17 protein-coding genes and 2 pseudogenes are annotated in these 22,742 nt (G+C 46.1%); 9 read left to right on the top strand and 10 right to left on the bottom strand.

Going from position 1 to position 22,742, the window contains the following annotated elements; genetic code table 11:
- Positions 1 to 16: 16 nt before the first annotated feature.
- Together hisH and hisB are read right to left on the bottom strand one after the other, a co-directional pair.
- On the bottom strand, positions 17 to 658 hold the full coding sequence (gene hisH / locus GCU85_RS08200; protein ID WP_152810694.1) for an imidazole glycerol phosphate synthase subunit HisH: 642 nt from the start codon (positions 656 to 658) through the stop codon (positions 17 to 19).
- The gene (gene hisB / locus GCU85_RS08205) at positions 659 to 1,252 is read right to left on the bottom strand and encodes an imidazoleglycerol-phosphate dehydratase HisB (protein ID WP_152810695.1); all 594 of its coding nucleotides are present in this window, start codon (positions 1,250 to 1,252) and stop codon (positions 659 to 661) included.
- 289 nt (positions 1,253 to 1,541) lie between these two features.
- On the opposite strand from hisB, the gene GCU85_RS08210 reads away from it, so the two are divergent.
- The 3 genes from GCU85_RS08210 to GCU85_RS08220 all read left to right on the top strand — a co-directional run bounded on the left by GCU85_RS08210 (position 1,542) and on the right by GCU85_RS08220 (position 5,802).
- Positions 1,542 to 2,879 carry an aspartate aminotransferase family protein gene (locus GCU85_RS08210; protein WP_152810696.1) on the top strand — a complete coding sequence of 446 codons (1,338 nt, stop codon included), beginning with the start codon at positions 1,542 to 1,544 and terminating at the stop codon, positions 2,877 to 2,879.
- Positions 2,876 to 3,763, top strand: a complete 888-nt coding sequence (locus GCU85_RS08215) for a BKACE family enzyme (RefSeq protein ID WP_152810697.1) — start codon at positions 2,876 to 2,878, stop codon at positions 3,761 to 3,763. Before GCU85_RS08210 ends, GCU85_RS08215 begins: the two co-directional genes overlap by 4 nt.
- Positions 3,764 to 3,828: 65 nt before the next feature.
- Positions 3,829 to 5,802: an acetoacetate--CoA ligase gene (locus GCU85_RS08220; protein ID WP_152810698.1), complete on the top strand. Its 1,974-nt coding sequence runs from the start codon at positions 3,829 to 3,831 to the stop codon at positions 5,800 to 5,802.
- Positions 5,803 to 6,997: 1,195 nt separating this feature from the next.
- On the opposite strand, the gene rluD is transcribed toward GCU85_RS08220, so the two are convergent.
- The 3 genes from rluD to fumC form a co-directional block, all read right to left on the bottom strand.
- Complete coding sequence (gene rluD / locus GCU85_RS08225; protein ID WP_152810699.1) at positions 6,998 to 8,164, bottom strand: 23S rRNA pseudouridine(1911/1915/1917) synthase RluD; 1,167 nt, start codon at positions 8,162 to 8,164, stop codon at positions 6,998 to 7,000.
- Positions 8,165 to 8,170: 6 nt separating this feature from the next.
- Positions 8,171 to 9,124, bottom strand: a complete 954-nt coding sequence (locus tag GCU85_RS08230; RefSeq protein ID WP_152810700.1) for a nitrilase-related carbon-nitrogen hydrolase — start codon at positions 9,122 to 9,124, stop codon at positions 8,171 to 8,173.
- 133 nt (positions 9,125 to 9,257) lie between these two features.
- On the bottom strand, positions 9,258 to 10,652 hold the full coding sequence (gene fumC, locus GCU85_RS08235; protein WP_328592818.1) for a class II fumarate hydratase: 1,395 nt from the start codon (positions 10,650 to 10,652) through the stop codon (positions 9,258 to 9,260).
- A 289-nt stretch (positions 10,653 to 10,941) separates the two neighbouring features.
- On the opposite strand from fumC, the gene GCU85_RS08240 reads away from it, so the two are divergent.
- Together GCU85_RS08240 and GCU85_RS08245 are read left to right on the top strand one after the other, a co-directional pair.
- On the top strand, positions 10,942 to 11,658 hold the full coding sequence (locus GCU85_RS08240) for an MBL fold metallo-hydrolase (RefSeq protein WP_152810702.1): 717 nt from the start codon (positions 10,942 to 10,944) through the stop codon (positions 11,656 to 11,658).
- Positions 11,659 to 11,817: 159 nt separating this feature from the next.
- Positions 11,818 to 14,088, top strand: coding sequence for a ComEC/Rec2 family competence protein (locus GCU85_RS08245; RefSeq protein ID WP_152810703.1), 2,271 nt, complete (start codon positions 11,818 to 11,820; stop codon positions 14,086 to 14,088).
- A 94-nt stretch (positions 14,089 to 14,182) separates the two neighbouring features.
- Here the strand turns inward: GCU85_RS08245 and argF are convergent, their stop codons facing one another.
- The 5 genes from argF to GCU85_RS08270 all read right to left on the bottom strand — a co-directional run bounded on the left by argF (position 14,183) and on the right by GCU85_RS08270 (position 19,031).
- Positions 14,183 to 15,220: an ornithine carbamoyltransferase gene (gene argF / locus GCU85_RS08250; RefSeq protein ID WP_152810704.1), complete on the bottom strand. Its 1,038-nt coding sequence runs from the start codon at positions 15,218 to 15,220 to the stop codon at positions 14,183 to 14,185.
- Positions 15,221 to 15,422: 202 nt separating this feature from the next.
- Positions 15,423 to 16,286, bottom strand: a complete 864-nt coding sequence (gene cysE, locus GCU85_RS08255; protein WP_152810705.1) for a serine O-acetyltransferase — start codon at positions 16,284 to 16,286, stop codon at positions 15,423 to 15,425.
- Between the two features lie 41 nt (positions 16,287 to 16,327).
- Positions 16,328 to 16,924 (bottom strand): biotin transporter BioY, encoded by a 597-nt coding sequence (locus GCU85_RS08260; protein WP_152810706.1) that lies wholly within the window; start codon positions 16,922 to 16,924, stop codon positions 16,328 to 16,330.
- A gap of 259 nt (positions 16,925 to 17,183) precedes the next feature.
- Positions 17,184 to 17,918 carry a class I SAM-dependent methyltransferase gene (locus tag GCU85_RS08265; RefSeq protein WP_152810707.1) on the bottom strand — a complete coding sequence of 245 codons (735 nt, stop codon included), beginning with the start codon at positions 17,916 to 17,918 and terminating at the stop codon, positions 17,184 to 17,186.
- A gap of 42 nt (positions 17,919 to 17,960) precedes the next feature.
- On the bottom strand, positions 17,961 to 19,031 hold the full coding sequence (locus GCU85_RS08270) for an ABC transporter ATP-binding protein (protein ID WP_407944980.1): 1,071 nt from the start codon (positions 19,029 to 19,031) through the stop codon (positions 17,961 to 17,963).
- 299 nt (positions 19,032 to 19,330) lie between these two features.
- On the opposite strand from GCU85_RS08270, the gene GCU85_RS08275 reads away from it, so the two are divergent.
- The 4 genes and pseudogenes from GCU85_RS08275 to GCU85_RS08290 all read left to right on the top strand — a co-directional run bounded on the left by GCU85_RS08275 (position 19,331) and on the right by GCU85_RS08290 (position 22,699).
- On the top strand, positions 19,331 to 19,624 hold the full coding sequence (locus GCU85_RS08275) for a DUF1244 domain-containing protein (RefSeq protein WP_152810709.1): 294 nt from the start codon (positions 19,331 to 19,333) through the stop codon (positions 19,622 to 19,624).
- Positions 19,621 to 20,610 (top strand): GTP 3',8-cyclase MoaA, encoded by a 990-nt coding sequence (moaA, locus tag GCU85_RS08280; RefSeq protein WP_407944982.1) that lies wholly within the window; start codon positions 19,621 to 19,623, stop codon positions 20,608 to 20,610. The genes GCU85_RS08275 and moaA overlap by 4 nt, the downstream gene beginning before the upstream one ends.
- Before the next feature lie 50 nt (positions 20,611 to 20,660).
- A pseudogene (locus GCU85_RS10410) lies at positions 20,661 to 20,774 on the top strand (DNA topoisomerase); the annotation flags it as partial.
- Positions 20,775 to 21,264: 490 nt separating this feature from the next.
- Positions 21,265 to 22,699, top strand: a pseudogene (locus GCU85_RS08290) (amino acid permease).
- Positions 22,700 to 22,742: the final 43 nt, after the last annotated feature.

Raw genomic sequence — 22,742 nt, forward strand, 5'->3', positions numbered from 1 at the left:
TGACTCCTGGCGTTCATTAAGGATTCCAATGCACGAAATTTTTGAATAATTGTAAGCCAGTATCGGCACTTTTTTCTGGGTGGCATTGGGTTGTGAAAATATTGTCTTTGGCAAGTGCTGAGGCAAAAATCTGTCCATAGTCACAAGTACCCACGGTAATACTATCGTCTGTCGGGGCAAGGTAATAACTATGCACAAAATAAAAACGACTACCGTCAGGGATGTGTTGCCACAGCGAATGGGGCTGCGTTTGTTTAACCGCACTCCAACCCATGTGAGGGATTTTTAATGGAGGGTTGCGTCTGGGCATCTCATCAGAAAAGCGTTTGCAGCGTCCTTTGAATAAGCCGAAGCCATTCACGCCGCCATTTTCTTCGCTGTATTCCATCAGTAATTGTGGTCCGATACAGATGGCGAGAAAGGGTTTTGTTTGGGCTGCGGCTTGAATCGCGTCGTAGAGTCCGTTGTCGTGGATGTGCTGCATGCAGCCTGCGATTGCGCCCTGTCCAGGCAATACAACGCGGTGAGCATTATTAATGTCTTTGGCTTGGCTACTGACCATGACACGGGTGTTGGCATCGCTAACATGCGAGATGGCTTTGTGCACCGAGTGCAAGTTGCCCATGCCATAGTCAACGACGGTGATGGTTTGCTGCATTTATAGCGCACCTTTGGTGGACGGGATAGCATCTATCATGGTGTCATCGATGGTAATCGCTTGTCGTAATGCGCGGGCAAAGGCTTTGAAGATGCTCTCTGCAATGTGGTGCGAGTTTTTGCCACGTAGGTTGTCAATATGCAGGCTGGCTTTGGCGTGGTTGGCAAAGCCTTGAAAAAATTCAGCGACCAGCTCGGTGTCGAATTGTCCGATCTTCTCACTGGGAAAGTCGGCAAAAAAATACAAACCTGGACGACCAGATAGGTCAATAACCACACGGCTGAGTGATTCATCTAATGGGCAGTATGCCGAGCCATAGCGGGTAATGCCTTTTTTATCGCCTAAAGCGTCATTCAGTGCTTGTCCTAGCGCAATGCCGATGTCTTCGGTGCTGTGGTGGTCATCAATGTGCGTGTCACCCTTGCAATGCACGACCAATTTGATCTGTGCGTGGCGTGCGATTTGTTCGAGCATATGGTCTAAAAAACCAACGCCCGTATTGATATCTGAGGTATCAGATGACCCTAGCTGGAGCGCTAGGTGAATGTTGGTTTCGTTGGTATTGCGTGTTATGGTGGCTTGGCGAGGTGTCATAATCAGTTTGCCTATTAGTTTATTGTCTATTTAATGCGGTTAATTATAAAATAAATTTAACGCGAGGTCTTGCTCTTTAGGTTATTTTATTCGTATTTCCCTAGTAGCGCACTTAGTGGGATGGTATAAAGTAGCGCGTTAAACGGGCTATTGATTAACGGGTGTATAGCGTGCTAAGTTGGTAGTTAGTTAGCAATAATACGTTTGATTGTTATTTTTGCTTGCATTTAGCGGCAAAAATCATTTTAATAATAGCGAGTTAATTCAACTTTTTTTGGTAATTATCTATATGAGCCATGTTTTTCATCGAAGTTTGCAACAAACTTACCCTGTCGCCGTATCGGGTGAAGGCGTCTATGTCATCGATAACCAAGGCAAGCGCTATATTGATGCCTGTGGCGGGGCGGCGGTGTCCTGTTTGGGTTATGATTATGCGCCCCTGAAAACGGCAATCAACGCGCAAATAGACAAGCTCCCTTTTGTCCATTCGTCATTTTTTACCACCGACATTTTAGAACAAGCAGCCGAAGCGCTAGTCAACGATACAAATGGTGTAATGAGCCATGTGTATTTTGTTTCGGGTGGTTCTGAAGCCATCGAAGCCGCAATCAAAATGGCGCGCCAGTATTTTGTTGACACAGGCAAACCCAGTAAACGCTACTTCATCGCGCGCAAGCAAAGCTATCATGGTAATACGCTAGGTGCGTTGTCGTTAGGGGGGAATGAAGCAAGAAAGGCACCTTATAAGGATATTCTCATTGGCGCAAACCATATTTCTGCTTGCTATGAGTACCGTGAAAAGCAACCCGATGAAAGCGCAGAAGCCTATGGGCTGCGTGCTGCCAACGAATTAGAGGCAGAAATTTTACGCCTAGGCGCTGAAAACGTCGCCGCGTTTGTTGCCGAAACGGTCGTTGGGGCAACGGCAGGGTGTCTGCCACCAGCGCCGACTTATTTTAAGCGAATTCGTGAGATTTGTGACCAATACGATGTACTGCTGATTCTCGATGAGGTAATGTGTGGTATGGGGCGTACTGGCACATTACATGCCTATACCCAAGACGGAATCACCCCTGATATTCAGGCAGTTGCCAAAGGCATTGCCGCTGGCTATCAACCACTGGGCGCGGTGTTTATGAAAGCCTTTATTGTCGATGCAATCCGACAAGGCGCTGGTTTTTTTCAGCATGGGCATACCTATATTTGTCACGCCACTGCGGTTGCGGCAGGCTTGGCAACGCAGCGTATTATCAAATCTGAAAATTTATTGGATAATGTGGTCAAACAAGGTGATTACTTGAGTCAACGCTTGCACGAACAGCTAGCGGATAAGCCCTATGTTGGGGAAATTCGTGGACGAGGATTGTTTAAAGGGATTGAGTTGGTTGCCGATAAAGCCAGCAAAACACCGCACGATGCCTCATTGCCGATTGCTTCACGTATTCGCGCAGTGGCGATGGACAATGGACTGATGTGCTATCCAATTGCTGGAACGATTGATGGCGTCAATGGCAACCATGTTTTGCTGGCGCCTGCCTATATTATTCAAGCGCATGAGATAGATGAAATCGTTGATAAACTAGAAAAAACGATAACAACAGTAATGGACGGAATCGCAACAAAATGAGTGCATCATCGCCGTCATTAGCGCCATCATCATCGCCGTCATTAGCGCCGATGGTGCTAGCAGTAGCGCCGAACGGTGCGCGTAAACAATATGACGACCATGCCGCATTACCACTAACCGCGGATGAACTCGCTGATACTGCGGTGAACTGCTTGGCGGCGGGGGCTTCTATGATGCATCTTCATGTGCGTGATGCGAATTTGGCGCATAGCATTGATGCAACACGTTACAATGCGGCATTTGATGCCATTCGTCAGCGCGTCGGCGAGGAACAATTATTTTTACAAGCAACAACAGAGGCAGTGGGTCTATTTGATACAGCCGCTCAAATGGCCGCTGTGCGAGAACTGGCCGCAAAACAAGCAGGGCAAGCGACATTTGGTGTATCAATCGCGGTTCGCGAGATGATGCCAGTGATAATTAGCGATTCCGTGATTGCGGATTTTTTTGCTTTTTTAAAAGACAGGACTATTTTGCCACAACTTATTTTGTATGATACGTCAGATTGTCAACGCTTACAGGATTTGCTGCATCGCCATGTATTACCTGGGCGAGCTTATCCTTGTTTGTTTGTGCTAGGGCGTTATGCCGATAATCAACAGTCGGATCCTAGCGAGTTATTACCCTTTTTTGCTAATATGACGGGTATCTCGAGCTGGATGGGTTGTGCATTTGGGCGCAAAGAATCTGCAGTAGCGGCGGCATCGGCGCTACTCGGTGGGCAAATGCGGATTGGCTTTGAAAATAACCTGCATTTAGCCGATGGACGATTGGCGGCGGATAATGGTGAATTGATTGCGCAAACCGCTAGCCAATTAGCGCGGTATCATCGACGGATTGCGACCTATGAGGAAACGAAAGCCCTCATGACCCCAGACTGGTAATGAAAATGGTGATGAAATTGATTAGCCCGACGCATTTTATTGTATAACAACGTAAATAACACACTATGCAACTTTGGAGCCCTTCAGCAGAAACAATCGACGCAGCACAGTCGACGCAGTTTATTAAAGCAATAAACAAAAAATATGAGGTAAATATCACTGATTTTCATCAGTTGTATGATTGGTCGATACGCAATGATTTGGACTTTTGGTCTGAGTGTTGGGATTTTTGTGGCGTGATTGGCGATAAAGGCGGGCGTGTCATCAGCGATGCTGACGCATTTTACCATCGTCGCTTCTTCCCTGATGGCCGACTTAACTTTGCCGAACATTTTTTGCAAAATCGTAGCGAGGATATCGCCATTATTTTTCGGGGCGAGGATCAGGTTGAAAAAACCATGACCTTTGCCACGTTGTATCGTCAGGTGGCGCAGCTTAGGCAGTTTTTAATCGCACAAGGCGTTGGCAAAGGCGATTGTGTTGCAGGGGTGTTGCCCAATATGCCAGAAACGGTGGTGGCGATGCTGGCGACGACATCATTGGGGGCGATTTGGTCGTCGTGTTCGCCCGATTTTGGTGAGCAGGGGTTATTAGATCGTTTTGGACAAATTGCCCCCAAAGTCTTATTTGTGGTCAATGGCTATTATTACAACGGGAAGTCTTTTGATTGTCGTGAAAAATTTGCAGCCGTTGTCGCAGCATTACCCAGTGTAAAACAAACCGTTGTTGTCGAGTATGCTGGGGATAACACGGCATTGGGTGGTGCGCGGTATTTGACGTTTGCCTCGGCACTGGCTGAATATCAGGCCGACACCATCGAATTTGAACGCTTTTCGTTTAACCATCCCGTGTATATTTTGTTTTCATCGGGGACAACGGGTAAGCCCAAATGCATTGTACACTGTGCTGGTGGCGTATTGCTACAGCATCTAAAAGAGCTCAAACTCCATGCCGATGTTAAATCAGGCGAGCGCCTGTTTTATTTTACGACTTGTGGTTGGATGATGTGGAATTGGTTAGTATCGGGGCTAGCAGCGGGTGCAACACTTTGTTTATACGATGGTTCTCCCTTTATTGACCAAGGCAAAGTACTGTTTGATTATATCGACAAAGCCAATATTAACCATTTTGGCGTGTCGGCCAAGTATATTGATGCGTTAAATAAAATCGACTTTTCGCCCGAAGATCACTATCACTTGGGTAGCCTGCGTTCGATTTTATCAACAGGTTCTCCGCTATCAGGGCATAGCTTTGACTATGTGTATGACAAAATAAAAACCGAGGTGTGTTTGTCCTCGATTTCAGGCGGGACGGATATTGTGTCGTGTTTTGTGTTGGGTTCACCCACGTTGCCAGTTTATCGAGGTGAAATACAAACGCGCGGGTTGGGTTTGGCTGTTGATGCATTTGACGATGCTGGTCATCCCGTTCGCAGCGCCAACAATGCCGATAATGCCAGCAACGCCGATAACGCCAAAGGTGAACTCGTCTGTAAAAAGCCCTTTCCTTGTATGCCCATCAGATTTTGGCAGGATGTGGGTGACGAAAAATACCACGAGGCTTATTTTTCGCGGTTTAATGGCGTGTGGTGTCACGGTGATTTTGTTGAAATCACCGTGCATCATGGATTGGTTTTTCACGGGCGTTCAGACAGCATTCTAAATCCGGGGGGCGTAAGGATTGGGACGGCTGAAATTTATCGTCAGGTTGAAAAAGTCGCCAACGTGGTTGATTCGGTGGTGATAGGCCAGCAGTACGAAGACGATATCCGTGTGGTGTTATTTGTCCAGCTGTGCGATGGGGAAAAGCTATCTGATGCGCTAATCAATGAAATCAAGCAAACCATCCGCCAAAATACCACGCCGCGCCATGTGCCTGCGGTCATTTTGCAGGTCGATGCCATCCCCAAAACCAAAAGCGGCAAAGTCGTGGAGATTGCGGTGCGTGACGTGGTGCACGGTCAGCCCATTAATAATCTGACGGCGCTCGCCAATCCTGAGGCGCTAGATGCATTTAAAAACCGCCCTGAGTTGGCCTAGTAAAGGGAAAGTAGGAGCTGGGTGGTTAAATGTATTTGTTTGCGTAGATTTTATTATTTATATTTTTGATAAAAAAATAGAAATCAGATGAATTGCACATATTGAATATTAGGCGTTGCTTTGACTGCAATAGTAACAGGCATATTAATACCAATAATGTTAAATGAAATGAAAGAATTTGCTAAAAATTTGGTTTGTAGAGGTAATCCTCCCATTTTTAAACGCATTTAAAAGCAGAGGGTACGCAACCATTATCGGTGCTCTGCAGAGAATAAAATTTACGATTTAAAGATGGTAACCATTTGGGCTTTTCATGGTATTATTGCTGTTTCAATAGATTACTTCTTGTATGCATATAATTAAAAGGACTCCATTTTTTGTTGAGCAGATCAATGTGCGAGAAAACTAACTATCAGAAAGAAAAATAACATAAGGGCTAATAAGCTATGAATGAAAATTGGGTAGACATTTATTATTTTACATTCGCCACTTGGGTCTATTTTTATTTCTATATTTCTTATTGGGTATTGTTATTAAATAATAAATTCAATAACGAAGAAAAACGATCTACTTGCTACAGACGACATACGATATCAACCTGTATTGTGCTTATTTTTATCGTAGTAAATACATTTAGTGACGTGTTTGATGGTATTCGATTTTCAGACAGAATACCGATGATTTTATTTTCTCTTTTTTTAATAGGCTTGATTTTTGTGTTTTGGAAAATTAGGGAGAGAGTGTGATTTTTTGTATCTTATTTATTATTCTTTGGGTGATACACTTATTTACTGTTAATTTGTTTTTAAATAACTTATTAATTAGAGCGGCGTTAAAGAAAAACAATCAGCAAGATAGCAAAATTCACTCCAAATCAGAGACTCTTCTTACCTTAGTCGTGGTTTTCGCTTTTTTTTATTTCATGATAGGATTTGCGTACGCAGGTTCGCTTGTCTGGGAAAATAGGCTATCGCTTTTTCAAGCGAGCTTTCTTCTTATTGTTACGGCATTGATTAGTCCATTGATCTTTAGAAAAAAAATAAAAACAATAAGAGGGGCTTTTTGCTCAACTGGCTAACGCACGCATGAGCGGCGAATACATGGCAGACGACATTAGCGAAACCGTCGGGGGGCTCTCATTTTTAACCGCGTTTAAAAGTAGCTGTTATGCAGCTACTAGTATTTGCTTTTCTGCTCACGTGATTTCATCATCGAAGTCACCGTCATCGTCATGGCTGTCATCACTGTCACCGTCATCTAAACCGTTATCTAAATCCTCATCTTCATCGATTTCATAAAACAGGGGGATATCCGCAAAGGTCAATGCGTCATCCGTATCATCTGCTTGGTCGTTAGGCAGTGTTGCGATAAGGTCGCTCATGTCGGCAGGAATTTCGGTCTCAAATGTCATGAGCTCGCCAGTGCTAGGATGGATAAAAGCCAACGTCCTCGCATGCAGCGCTTGTCTGGGAAAGCCCAAGATGCGTTCGCGGGTTTCGGCATCCAGCCCTTTGGGGATGCGCTGGCGTCCACTGTATAGCCCATCGCCGATGATAGGGTGGCGAATGTGTGCCATATGTACACGGATTTGATGGGTGCGCCCTGTTTCTAATTGGCATTCGATGAGTGTCAGTCCTTTGAAATGTTGCAGGATGTGGTAATGGGTAATGGCTTCTTTGCCGCCTGGCGTGATTGCCATGCGTAGTCGGTCATTGCCTGAACGCCCAATACGGGCATTGACCGTGCCGCCACCACTAAATTGCCCCGCGACTAATGCGACATAATGGCGCTTAACCGAACGAGATTGTAGTTGCTGCACGAGGCTAAATTGCGCTTCGATGGTTTTGGCCACCACCATGACGCCGCTGGTGTCTTTGTCTAAGCGATGGACAATCCCTGCACGCGGCACGTGTTGACATTCAGGGAAATGATACAGCAGCGCGTTGAGTAGCGTATTATCGGGGTTGCCAGCGCCAGGGTGAACGACAAGGCCAGCGGGTTTATTGATGACAATAACGGCAGCGTCTTGGTAAATAATCTCTAGGTCAATTGACTGGGGTGTGTGGTCGCATTGGGCTTTGCTAATGAGTTCGCCTGTGATGGTATCGCCCAGATGCACACGTTGTTTGGGTGTGCTGGTTGCTTGGTTTAGCTGTACATCCCCTGATTTGATTAGTGTTTGTAAATGGCTGCGGGATAGATCGGGTAATAGGCGCGCTAACGCCACATCAAATCGCAAATTATCTAGCGATGCATCAATAATGAAATGAATGGGTTGCGCAGTATGCTGTGAGGTGCCTTGTGTGGTTTCTTTGATGCTCAAGTCGGCTGTACTATCTAAGGGGGATTTTGGGTTAGGCATTATCTGTTATCTTTGGTGGCTGTTAGACGAGGTGTTAGGTAAAGCGTCGTCATCACGGATGATATCAGGAATCCCGAGCTGTTTAATTAGCCGTGCGGTTTCACCGAGCACTAAGCTCACATTGCTATCACGGACGGTTGGTAGTAACGCACGGGCTTGACGCACCTGCTCAAAATCTAACACGGCGCTGATGAGCGCTGGCGCTTGGTCGGCTTGTGCTAACACTTTGCCAAAAGGATCTAAAATTCGAGAACCGCCCCAAAAGGTTAGATCTAGCTCGGTGCCTGTTCGATTGACCATGACAGATGGCGCACCATACATCATCGAGTAAAAATGCATCGTGCTACTCCAACCATTGGGGTTATCGAATGCTTCGCCGACTGCTTCAACACCAGAGCTTATCGGTGAGACCAGCAGTGTTGCACCGTGCAAAAATGCCAAGTGTGTCAGTGCGGGGTTCCACAGGTCGGCACAAATTAGCAAACCCATACGCCAATCAGCAGTCAGTGATTTGGTGTCAACAAAGCGACCTTGGGCATAGTATTTGGTTTCAATCAGTTTGCCATAAGAGGGCAGGTTGATTTTACGGTGGATGTAAACGAGGCGACCATTTTGATAGACGCCTGCCGCGTTGTAGAATTGCGCGGCTGGGCCTTCTTCGATAAAGCCAACAATAATGCGCATGTCCCCTGCGAATTGAGATAAAGCGACTAATCTAGGGTCGTCTCGTTTCATGGTGACTGCTAATAAATTTTCAGCGCCGTAATGCCCCACGAGGCTTAGCTCAGAGAAGACGAGCAAATCGATGTTTTCGGCTTTGGCTTGTTCGATATAAAATCTGTGCTGTTCGAAATTAGCAGACAAATCGCCGGTTATTGAGGCAAATTGTGCCGCACCGATATGAATGTTACTTTGCGTTTTATTTTGCGCGTTATGCGCGAAATGGTTGGTCTGAGTCATACATTGCCTATTGCTTACCTATTGCTTACCTATTGCTTACCTATTGCTTACCTATTGCTTATTGCAAACAGATTGGTTGATTGAAATAATTTACCCTAATTATCTCCTAATTGTCCCCTAATTGCGAGGCGGATTAAGATAAACTGCCAACCATGTTGCGGGGCTGCACCCATTCGTCAAATTGTGCTTCGGTTAGCAGCCCGAGCTCAATGGCGGCCGCCTTTAAGGTGGTGCCGTTGTTGTGCGCGGTTTTGGCAATTTTGGCTGCATTGTCATAGCCAATATGCGGGTTTAGCGCGGTGACTAGCATTAATGATTTGTCGAGTTGCTCTTGGATGCGCGGGTAATTCGGCTCGATACCGATTGCACAATGTTCATTAAACGAGACACAGGCATCTGCGAGTAACTGAGCAGATTGCAGTAGATTAGCCGCCATCACGGGTTTGAAAACATTGAGCTCAAACTGCCCTTGGGTGCCAGCAAAGGTAATGGTGCTATCGTTGCCAATGACTTGCGCACAGACCATGGTCATGGCTTCGCATTGCGTGGGGTTGACTTTGCCGGGCATGATAGATGACCCTGGTTCATTCTCGGGGATAAGGATTTCACCGATGCCCGAACGTGGACCAGAGGCGAGCAAACGAATATCATTGGCGATTTTATAAAGCGCGACAGCTAGCTGCTTTAACGCGCCGTGTGTTTCTACCATGGCATCGTGTGCGGCTAGGGATTCAAACTTGTTTTTGGCGGTTTTAAAGGGTAGTCCCGTAAATTCAGCCATATACTTGGCTGTTGCGATGTCATAGCCTTTGGGTGTATTTAGCCCAGTGCCAACGGCGCTGCCACCAAGGGCTAATTCGCTGAGGTGAGGCAACGTATTGTTGATGGCTTTAATCGCAAAATCGAGCTGGGCGACATAGCCTGAAAACTCTTGGCCAACCGTCAGTGGCGTGGCATCCATGAGGTGCGTGCGTCCGATTTTGACAACCTCGTTAAATGCAGTGGCTTTGGCATGCAAGGTGTCGCGTAAAAGGCTAATACCAGGTAAGGTGGTTTCAACGACTTTTTTATACGCCGCGATATGCATGGCGGTGGGGTAGGTGTCATTTGAAGATTGCGATTTGTTGACATCATCGTTTGGGTGTACGGTAGGTTTTTCACCTAACTGCCCACCAGTTAGCACTTGTGCGCGATTGGCAATGACTTCGTTGACATTCATGTTGGACTGTGTGCCAGAGCCTGTTTGCCAAATAACCAGCGGAAATTGATCATCGAGTGCGCCAGCGAGAATTTCATCACAAACTTGCCCGATTAAGTCCTTTTTATCCTCGGGTAATACGCCTGCATCCGCGTTGGCATAGGCCGCTGCTTTTTTTAAATAAGCAAATGCATAGATGATTTCCTGCGGCATAGAGCCTGCTGGCCCGATTTTGAAATTATTGCGTGAGCGTTCTGTCTGTGCACCCCAATATTTATCGGCGGGAACTTTGACCTCGCCCATCGTATCGTGTTCGATTCGGTAGTTTATGGTATTCATGTTATGACCTTTGGTATCAAGTGATTATCAATGATTACATTTGATTTTTCGTTTTGGCGGTATGCCGCAAAAAAAAATAAAAAAAGCGTTAAAAAGACCCAAATTGAGTTGGGGCAGCCATAAAAATGGTTGATGTTTGATGGTTATTGTCATTAAAAAATACACAAAAATCAATGAGAATATTGCCTAGACCATTATTTGTTGGGGTTTTGTGATACGATAAAATCATCAATGAGTGGCTAACCCACTGTAAATCAATCGCAAAGATCTGGAGGACTCAATGACAACCACTGTATTTACCTTTACCGTCGATGGGGCGGATAACTTGCTGCATATTGTGGCCGATAGTGCCTGTCGCGAGGCTTTTATTATCGACCCTGCTTGGGATGCGTCTGCCATCATTCAACAACTTGAGCAATATCAGCTAACGCCTGTTGGGATTTTACTGACGCATACCCACGCCGATCACACCTCCGCGGTCAAACCACTGCTCGCCAAATACGACATACCAGTTTATGTGAGCGAGGCAGAGTATGCCGTTGGGCGCATTCATTTGGATAAGCCACATTGGGTGCGCGATGGTGATTGCATCAATTTGGGGGCGCAGAAAATTGAAGTGATTGCTACGCCAGGCCATACGGCAGGCGGTGTGACGTACAAAACCAATAACGCGTTGATTGTGGGTGATACGTTGTTTATTGACGGTTGTGGTCACTGTGATTTTCCTGATAGCGATGCGCACCAGCTATTTGATAGCTTGCAACGCTTAAAAAGTTTGGCGGATGCATTATCAATTTATTGTGGTCATGATTACGGGCAGCAACCCATTGATTCATTGGGGCGTCAGAAACAAACTAACCCCTATTTGTTGATTGAGGACCGAGCATTTTTTGTGGCATTTCGGATGCATTTGCAAAGCCAGTACCGTTCGATTCCGTTTGAACCCAGCAGTGCCGAAGCAATGCAACAAATTTATCAGCGCCACGCGCCATTTTAACGGGTTAATAGACACCTTTTAGGTAGGCTAGTTTTTGTCAGTCGTTTTTAAAGGGGTATCTTTGAAGGGGTATCTTTAAAGGGGTATCTTTAAAGGGGTATCTTTAAAGGGGTATCTTTAAAGGCATAAACAATTGAGCAAGCGATAGCGAAAATAGTAGTGAAAGTAGTAGCGAAAATAGTAGCGAAAGACAGTCGTGAAATGAAGGCAGTGACCGTGTTAATGCGAGCAATGCGAAGCGTTCCTGACGTGGTTTGGTTACTGAGTGCCCAAGCCATTACGTTAATAATTTGTCTATATGGCGCTTGGATTCCAAATGATTGGGCGGTGTTGCTTGCCTTATTGGTCGGTGCAACCGCTTTTTACCGTGGGTATTTCCTTGTGTTGGGATTGTGTCTGGCGGTAGTGGCATTGGGTTGGCAGACACAGTATCCTGCGACAACGTCCTTGGATAACTGCACCTTTTGGGCGACGGTCAAGGCCAGTGGCAAAGCCACTAAGCGCGTACTACTCGCGACAGAGCCAATTGACTGCGCAGCGGCATCGGCAGGTGCATCGGCGGCAGGTACATCGGCAGGCACATCGCAATTATCACTGGCAAAACAAACGCTGCTATTATGGGATAATACGTCACAGTTTGTCGACCAGGCGGATAAGCGATGGCAATTGACGGGGCGGTTAGTGCCAGTACATTCTCGTGTCAACGCCCATGATTTTGATTATGAGAAATACTTGATTAGCCAATCGGTGTATTATGAATTAAAGTCATTCAAAGTCCTTGCTCACGATGACCGTGCCAACACCTTGGTAAAATGGCGCCATGCTTTGCGCACGCAATTTGAACGACACTTAGCGCCCAATAATGCCGCCATCGTCACCGCGTTGGTGACAGGCAGTCGTGATGAATTGTCTCGGGCGCAAAAAGACACGATGCAAAGCACGGGGACTAGTCATTTATTAGCCATCTCTGGGTTACACGTTGGGCTAGTTGGGTTATGGACGTGGGTGATTGCACAAGGGCTTTGGGCTTTATTTACCCGAGGTGCTGGTCGTGTCTTGCCGATACAAGTTGGTGCCGTTGTTGCGCTGGTGGTTATCGTGGCCTATGCGGCGTTAACGGGCTTTGATACGCCAGTCAAACGCGCAACCATTATGTTTTCATTGTTGATTATCTCTTGGTTGATGCGGCGGGAGTTGACGATACAGAGTTTATTGCTGGCCGCGGCGATGGTTTTATTGGTGGATCCTTATGCCTTGCTCTCGGTGGGGTTTTACTTATCGTTTATTGCGACCTATGTGGTGATGTGGTGCGCAAGACTGAGCTGGCCGCCGTTTTTGAAAATTCTGATGATGCAGTTATTGATTATGTTGGTACTGTTGCCGATTGTCTGGTTAACCTTTGGTTATATCAGTTTATCGGCTTTGGCGGTCAATTTGCTGGTAATTCCGTGGCTGACTATGTGGGTGCTACCGTGGGCATTGTTGGTTGGGGTGGCGAGTGCGATTCACCCCGTAGTGGCCGCACCGATTTGGCTGCTGTTGGACTTTTCGGTAACCGCCATGTGGTCAGTAATCAGCGCGTTTGATGAATTGGACTGGATATTGTCGCCTACGTTTCGTCCAAGCCTTTATCAAGTTATTGGGTGGGTTTCGCTTTATCTTGTGGTGCTTTTGTGTTGGCGGGCTAAGCAAAAAAAACCGCATCGCCGTCAATTTGATTTGCTGTGTGGTTTGTCGGTGCTACTCGGGATGCTAGGGTTGTTTTTATGGCCAAACTTATCGATTCGTCAGCAAGGCGAATTTTGGCTGGCGGACGAGCGGCAAACCAGTGTCCTCGTTCACAATGGCAGCGAAGCAATAATCATTGACCCAGGGCGGCGTTATCGTCAGATTAATACCGCAGAAAAATGGCAACGGCTGCTAAGCGCGCAGCAATTAACGCTAGACACCATCGTATTAACCGATGATAAAATTAGTAAGATATCGGCAACGGCAACACTGTTGGCGGCATTCCCAGAGGCAACAGTCATTACGCTAAAACCGATGGATTTGCCGTTTGCGGCCAGCTACTGCCAGCCCGTTTCGCTTGTCAATATTCAGCTACGCATTGACATGACAACCAGTGCTTGCCGTGGTCAAATCCAGTGGTACGATGAGACCTTTAACCTGCTGACAGATGAAAAAGCTAAGACTGAGGACGTTAACGCACCACTGGATACGCATGCCGCTTATGCGAATTCTGTATATGCGAATTCTGTTTATGCACATGCCGTTTTGCGTTGGCAGGGGGCTAACTATGATGCCCAGCGCTTAGGGCAGGTAAGGCTTGTGCGACATTTAAGCGGCAAAACGGCTAATGGCGACAGTCCAGTCACACTGCATTATGCGCGACAAACGGCAAGGGCTTGGCGGCATCGTGTTATGCCTTAATGCGGTGTGTTACCTGTTGAGTGAGGTGCTCGGCTGTTCTAGCCGATTGTTTTAGTCGATTATTTTAGTTTGCGGCGTTTTAGTCCATAACGTTTTAATCCATAAAGGATAAATCAGCAACCAGCGTTGCAACCATCATGGCTTTGATGGTGTGCAGGCGATTTTCGGATTGGTCAAAGACGATTGATTGTGTGCTTTCAAACACGCTGTCACTGACTTCTAAGCCCATTAACCCATACTGCTCAAAGATTTTTTTGCCGATAATGGTTTCATCGTTATGAAAGGCGGGTAGGCAGTGCATAAATTTGACCGCTGGATTGTGTGTTTTTTCTAACAAGCTATCGTTGACTTGAAAATCACGGAGCAGTGCGATACGCTCTCCCCATGCCGATTCAGGCTCACCCATCGAGACCCACACATCGGTGTGCACAAAATCACACCCCGACAAGGCGTGGTCTTTGTCTGCGGTGATAGTGATTTTAGCACCAGATTGCTGTGCAATTGTCTGGGCTTTGTCGATGATAGATTGATTAGGTCGTAGGGCGTCAGGGCATAACAAACGAACATCCATGCCCATGATGGCGCCCGCCAGCAGCGACGTATTGGCCATATTAAATCGGCAGTCTCCGACAAAACAATAAGCAATGTCGCTAAGGGGTTTGTTGCTATGTTCGCGCATGGTGAATAAATCAGCCAGCCCTTGTGTAGGATGAAAATCATCGGTCAGTCCATTGTAAACAGGGACGCCAGCGTATTGCGCGAGTATCTCAACCTGTGCCTGCGAGTAACCACGGTATTGAATGGCATCATAGACGCGCCCCAATACTCTGGCGGTATCTGCCATGGATTCCTTGTGACCGATTTGGCTGCCAGAAGGGCCTAAGTAGGTGACGTTTGCCCCTTGGTCATGGGCGGCGACCTCGAATGAGATACGAGTCCTTGTTGAGGCTTTTTCAAAAATAAGGGCGATATTTTTCCCTTGTAAATACGGTGTTTCGGCCGCTGTTTGTTTCTCGTGTTTTAGGTGTGCCGCGAGATTTAATAGCTGGGTGATGTCCGCTTGTTGATAATCAATTAGCTTGAGTAAATGTTGTTGATAAAAGGGGTTGTGATAAGTGGTTTGATGATTCATTGGATATTGGGGGTTATTTGAAGGTAACAGATAGTCATTTAATGGTTTTTAGTGGGTGCTTGAATGAGTGTTTGAATGAGTGTTTGGCTGATTGTGTAGACAAATCTTTAAAAATCTAAACACAGTCTAAACACGCGCTAAACGCAGATGCGCTTGGTACGTTAAGCCAACAAGTTGCAATTAGCGCCTGAGAAATGTCGGGTTAAATGCCATGACCAAAATGGATAAACTGCGATAAGTCAACGCCTTCGAGGACATTTTGATTCATGTCTTGGCTGGGGTGTTGGGTTTTGTTTTGTCCGACTTTAATCGCGGGTACGCCAACCACGGTTGCATTGGCAGGTACGTCTTGTAATACAACGCTGCCCGCGCCAACTTTGGCATTAGCGCCGATTTCGATGTTGCCCAAAATCTGAGCGCCACAACCAATTAAGACGCCACTACGCACCTTTGGATGTCGATCACCGCAGTCTTTGCCCGTGCCCCCCAGTGTAACGCCTTGCAAAATAGAGACGTCATCGCCGATAACCGCGGTTTCGCCAATAACAATGCCTGTGGCATGGTCGAACATAACGCCTTGACCAATGCGCGCAGCAGGGTGAATATCAACACCAAACACAGCCGAGCTGCGGCTTTGGATATAAAGCGCTAGGTTTTTGCGGTTTTGTTGCCAAAGCGTATTGGCGACTCGGTGGATTTGTATAGCGTGATATCCTTTTAAATACAATAAAATAGTTAGCGTTTGATTGATTGCAGGGTCGCGTTCGTAAACGGCGGTGATATCATAAGCAGCCGCATCGGCGATTGCTGGGGCTTGTTCGTAAGCGTCTAAAAAGAGTTCGTATAGCGTAATCATTGGGAGTACGCCATCACTCAATTTGTTGGCTGCCATAAAACTCAACGATGATGGTAAATTGTCGTGTTTTAGGACAAAGGCATGCACAAAACTGGCGAGCAAGGGTTCGTCTTGAATGACCTGCTCGCCTTCTTGACATAAATGCTGCCAAACACGCTGCGGTGACGCGGTGTGTGGTGTTTCTTTGGCAGCGTTTGTGTGTGCTTGCATGGGTGTGTAGGGGTTAATTGTCCAGCGCCTAGTTATTGTGGCTAGTTATTGGCGCTGTTTGCTGCGCGACTTTTAGACACCCACTTCCAGACCAAGGGCATCACCGCGCAAGCCAAAACGATCTTGACAATCTCGCCTGGGATAAAAGGGATGATGCCAGCAGCTAACGCTTTTTCAACACCGATAAGCAAACTAAGCCACGCGCCACCAAATAGATAAATAACGGCAGTGCCTAGCGTCATGGCAAAGGCGGTGTGTTTTACGGTCCGATCCCAGCCTTTTTCAGCGAGCAGGCCACATAATGCCGCGGCAAAGACAAAACCAATGAGATAGCCGCCTGTGGGACCGACCATATAGGGAATGCCAGCGCCTGTTGCAAAGACGGGCAAGCCCAATGCGCCTTGCGCTAAATAAAATAGTACCGTTGATGCACCTAAGCGCCAGCCAAAAGCCATGCCAATCACCAAGACGGCAAAAGTTTGCATGGTAAAAGGAACCGGGATAAATGGAATCGACAGCTTGGCCGATAGGGTGAGTAATAAACTACCCGCAATGGCTAAGCCAACCTGTACGGGCAGTGAATGGATTGATTGAGGCAGTAGCGTGTGAGTTAGCGTTTTGGTGATAGTCATTGACATAAGGCTCTCCAGTAAAGGTAATGCGTTAATTAAGTTAATTAAAGTACGAGTTAATTAAAGTACGACATGAATTCCAGTACGTATAACAACCTATTCTACCGATAATTTCCACTAAAATCATCACTAAATTCGCTATTTTTACTTCGGTTGCTTATGGTTGCTCACGGTTGCTTATCTTTATTGTCTGTTGGTTGTTTTTTCTGGGCGAGTTATCGGCTGAATTGCTTGCAGGTGTTTTTGCCCATTTCTTAGCGACGCTTTAGCTATTTTGGGGTAAATAAATATCAAAACGGGTGGTTTTGCTTTGATATGTTAAGTCAGGTGGGCAGTTGGCAAGCGGTGGTGCATAGGATGGTCGCTTTACGATAATGCGTGCGTTGTTTTTTTGTGCATTAATCAACAAGGTGTCGCTATCGGCATCATCGCCAACGGTTGCGTGTAGTACTTGCATGGATTTTTTTACGAGGGCTTTTTTTTGCCGCGGTGGGTACATCGGGTCGAGGTAAATACACGGTGTGGCAAAGTCTTTAACCAGTGTATTGGCATCGCCGAAGCGATAATCGATGTGGGGTGGTGTCTGTGTGTGATGTTGTTCATTGGTTTGTGCGGATATACGCGCTAAAGCGCGATTGACCATCACATAGAGCAATGGATGCCGCTCAATCGCGGTAATCTGTACGCCACGCCCAGCAAGCATAAAACTGTCCTGCAGTAATCCAGGTGTGGCGTCTAATAGCGCTTGCGGTAGTTTGCCTTTGATTTTGATGGCGTTTACTAGTGGTTCTTTGCCGAGGTAGTGGTTGCGGTGGCGGTATTTGCCCGTACCAAAGTCAATGGCTAAATTGAGCGCGGGATGCTCGGTATGCTGTAGGTGAAAAACGCCATCGACACAATCGAGCTGCCAGCTTGCGGATGCGCTAATAACATAGTGTTGCGACAAGAATTGTGCGGTGCTAGCATCAATCGCTGGCGTGAGTTTGAGCGTGGTTAGCATGGTGATAAAGGATAATCAGCTTCTTATCAATTGATTATTGATTTAGCATACACAGGTGGCCATGCCGCAATTAAAGGTGACCAAATGATCAGCTTGGATGCGAAAATGTACCGTTTCACCCACGGCGTAATTTGCATGGCTAGAAAAGTTGGCAATCAAGTTAATGTCATTAAAATTAATCTCGTAAAGCGTGCTGGCACCATGGAAGTATTTGCTGACGACACGACCTGCCAGCGGAGAGTGTTTGTCCTCCACAATGTCGTCTGGACGCAGTAACAGGCAAAGCTCGGTACCAATGGGTTCGATAAAGGTTCGGTCGCTATGGATGCTGCCAAACGCACAGTCTAGCCGCTCGGGTGCCGAGATTCGTGCGCTCACCATAATACCTTGCCCGACAAAGTTGGCGACAAAGGGCGTTTTGGGTTCGTGATAAATGTTGTAAGGTAAATCCCAATGAATGATTTTGCCCTCGCGCATCAGGCCAACATGATCCGAGACGGCAAATGCTTCGCGTTGGTCGTGTGTCACCAGGATAACTGAGATATCAAGTGATTTTAGTAGCTTACCTAAATCTCTAACGAGGCGTTCGCGCAGATTGGCGTCCAAACTCGCAAAAGGCTCATCCATCAGAAGTAGCGCGGGTTTAGGGGCAATGGCGCGCGCGATGGCAACCCGTTGTTGTTCGCCGCCTGATAGTTCGTGGGCAAAGCGTTTTTCGTAGTGGGGTAATCCCACCATTTCCAATAGTTCATTGACGCGTATGCGGATTTGTTGCGAGGTGAGCTGTTTTTTAATCCCAAATGCAATATTGTCAAAAACGGACAAATGCGGAAATAGCGCGTAATCTTGAAAAATCATACCGAGGTGGCGTTTTTCAGGCGGGATGACCTGTTTATCCGAAGACAACAGTTGTTGGTTGACGATAATTCTACCTGTGTCTGGTGGGTAAAACCCAGCGATAAGGCGCAGTAGTGTCGTCTTTCCACAGCCGCTCGGACCGAGCAGTGTGGCAACCTTGCCTTTGGCTAGTTGAAAATTGATATCGTGTAAAACGGGTTTGTCGTCGTAAGAAAATGTGATATTTTCGACAGTTAAAAACTCATGCATAGTCATACCTCGAGAAGTATTGTAGAATTAAAACACAGTGGCGTAAACCTTTTTCAAATTGCAATGCGATTTATCTGTGGTGGCAGCGCAAGAAGTCGGCTGTTTTCGTCATTGGCATTACATTGCTATTACATTGGTATTAGTGTTGCCTTTGTTATTGGTATTGGTTTTGTGTGTTGGTCTTGATTTATTACGGGCGAGCGAATTGTGATAGACTAAATTTTGCCAGACTAGATTGTAGGCTAGATTGTAGGCTAGGCTTTGCGCTAGATTTTGATTTGCTTAAACGCGAGGTGATTGAACGAATGGATAAAACAACAGAAATAAAAGCAGCGGTTTTTGATCAGCTAGTCAGCCATTTGCAGGCGCACCCTGAAATTCAGAATATTGATTTGATGATTCACGGGCAGTTTTGCCGTAATTGTCTGTATAAATGGTATCACGCAGTCGCAGAGGCCCAAGGCGAAAGTCTAAGCCTTGAAGAAGCGCAAGAAGCCATTTATGGCATGCCTTATGCTGACTACAAAGCAGTGCACCAAACGCCAGCCAGTCCTGAAAAATTGGCGGCATTAGAAAAAATACACCAGACTAAGAAATAACCATGTTTATCGACGCGCACGGACGTGAAATTACGTATTTGCGGATTTCGGTGACTGACCGTTGTGATTTTCGCTGTGTTTACTGCATGAGCGAAGACATGACGTTTATGCCGCGTTCGCAGTTATTAACGTTAGAAGAAATAGCGAGGCTTGCCAAGATTTTTGCTGAGAATGGGGTGCGCCGTTTCCGCTTAACGGGTGGAGAACCACTGATTCGAAAAAACCTAGTTTGGTTAGTAAACGAATTATCAGGCTACCCGAATGTGCAAGAATTAGCAATCACCACCAATGGATCGCGCCTTAGTGAGCAAGCTGCGGCATTAAAAGCCGCAGGCATTACTAAGCTAAATATCAGTGTTGATACGCTAGATGTAGATAAATTTAAAGCCATTACTCGCATCGGACATTTGCCACAGGTTCTCAGTGGTATTCTTGCGGCTAAAGCGGCGGGTATTGGCTCGATTCGCTTAAATAGCGTGATTATGCGCGGACAAAACGATGATCAGATTTTGCCGTTAATTGCGTTTGCACGCCAGCATGCGTTAGATATCGCGTTTATCGAAGAGATGCCGCTAGGGGATATTGCGCATAATCGAGAAAAAACGTTTATTGCCAGCGATGAAATTCGGCAAACGATTCACCAGCGTTATCCACTGACCGAAGCACTAATAAAACCCCACGGCGGGCCAGCGCGATATTGGGTCTATGACGATGGTACGCAAGGTAAAGTCGGGTTTATTTCACCGCAGAGTTGTAACTTTTGCGCAACGTGTAATCGAGTCCGATTGACGGCTGAAGGGCGTTTGCTATTATGCTTGGGGCACGAGGATAGTCTGGATTTGCGTGCCTTTTTACGCAGCGGTAAATCTGATTATGAAATTGCCCAAGCTATTCAGCAAGGATTGCAGAAAAAACCAGAAAAACATGAGTTTACCGTCCAAGAGTCCCCAGTAGTATTTCGCCATATGAGCCATACCGGCGGTTAGACCTAATATTGTTTTATTTTTTGTCGTGTTAGCGCAAAAAATGCCGTGCAACTATGGTGATTCGCCAATCAGAAATTGGCTATTTTTGGGGGTGTAGTGCATTTCCTAATTGCTGGCATAAACAAAGATTAACTGCGGCTGAGCTGGCTGCTTTGCCTGAATAACGAGTAAATCAGCGCCGACGGTATTTTTAGTATCGAACCCCACCTAGCCGCAGTCTAGCCTGCGGCCATCACCAATTCATTTAAGACAATAAGTAACAAATAGTTAAATAATAAGTGGCTGGTTTTTCCATTAGTTCCTGTTGCGTTATGCTTGATTTTTTTCTAGCGGTGATGAAAAAAACATTGACTTATTATTACAGCAGTATTAAATTCGCTTAAGGTAGCAATCGTAAATCTTTATAACATTTTGGTTTGGTTTATATGCTGCAATTAGCATGACCTAACTCGCATGGGCTAACTCGCATGGTCTAACTGGTATGTTTTAATTAGTATGGTTTTACGTATGCACCGTGATTAAAGCGTGAAATATTTGTCAACAAAGTTGTTTGTTAAAAAATACTATTTAACCCGTCGCTAAAGGGCTTTATGACTTTAGTCGATTTCACTTAGGATATTCTACTTAGGATATTTTACTTAGGAGATACGTCGTATGAATGCAACGCAAAAGCAGTTGGGTCTGTGGACTGTTGTTTTACTTATCTTTGTGCCGACTTTCGGTTTTCGTAATATTACCAATAATAGTGTCGTGCTAGGCGCGACGGCCATTCCATCTTGGCTTATTGTTGCGGTATTGTTCTTTTTACCCTTGTCTATTATCATTGCCGAGCTGGCCTCAAGCAGCAGTAGCAAAGGCGGTGGCATATATAGCTGGATTGCATGAACGCTGGGCATTTATCGGAACCTGGTCTTATTTTGTGGCGGGTTTGTTTTACTTGCAGGTCGTTTTTTCAAAAATTCCCATTATTATTTCTTGGATGCTATTTGGTGAAAATCGATTTACGGATGATATGGCCAACTGGTTACCGATTTTGGGGATAGGGTTTGCGATCGCTTTGACTTGGGTGGCAACCCGTGGCGTACAAAAGTTCTCGAAACTGAGTGATTTAGGGGGTGTTTTTACGATTATCATTACCGTTTTATTTATTGTTTTTGCGATGCTGGGTAATTGGACAGGCACGCCATCACCGACTGAAATCACGGTTGAAACCATGACGCCCACCTTTGATTTGGGCTATTTCTCGACGTTTTCATGGTTGCTCTTTGCGGTGGCTGGGGCCGAGGTCGCGGGTACTTATGCCAAAGAAACAAAAAATGCCAAGCGCAATTTCCCGCTGGCGGTGTTGATCGCGACCTTGATGATTGCGTTGGCTTATGTAATCGGCTCAGTGGCAGTGAGCCTAGTGGCATCACCAGACGAAATGAAAGCCGCAGGGCTTGCCGATTCGGGATTTGTTGTCTATCAGCTTTTGGCAGAGCAATGGGGAATGAATGGAAAAATCGTGGTACAACTTTATTCCGCTATTTTCTTAGTCACTGGTATTGCCGCTTATATCGTATGGATGGAATCGCCCATTCGTGCGATGTTTACTGATGTGCCTGCGCACACGTTCCCTAAGTTTTTAACCAATACCGACGAAAATGGTATTTTGAAAAATGCCTTGTGGACACAGTGTGCTATTTTGGTGGTGCTGATTGCGGTGCCGATGCTGGGTCTTGGTGGTGTCGAAGGGCTGCTTAGATTGCTAACGGATTTATCTTCACTGTCACTGGTGATTCCTTATTTGGTCTTGATTGCGGCTTATATCGCGTTTAAACGCAGAGAGAGAAACAAAGAAGATTTTGTTATCGTTAAATCCAAGCTTTTTGCCATGATGATGGCCGCCGTGTGTTTGACATTAGGCACGGCAGGCTTCTTTGGGGCTGGGCTGGCGTATGTTGATAGTACGGAACCCTTTGGCAAAATTTTGCCCGAGTTGCTGAAGTTATACGGTGGTCCGATTTTCTTGATTTTGGTTGGTATGGGCTTGGTTGCGCTCAATAAATCACGGAGCAAAAACAAGCTGGATAACGTGGTGACAAGCTAATCGTGCCTAATTAATGATAGAAAAGCACTAAAAATCTAACGCT

The organism is Ostreibacterium oceani (assembly GCF_009362845.1).
In the GTDB taxonomy this organism is placed as follows: domain Bacteria; phylum Pseudomonadota; class Gammaproteobacteria; order Cardiobacteriales; family Ostreibacteriaceae; genus Ostreibacterium; species Ostreibacterium oceani.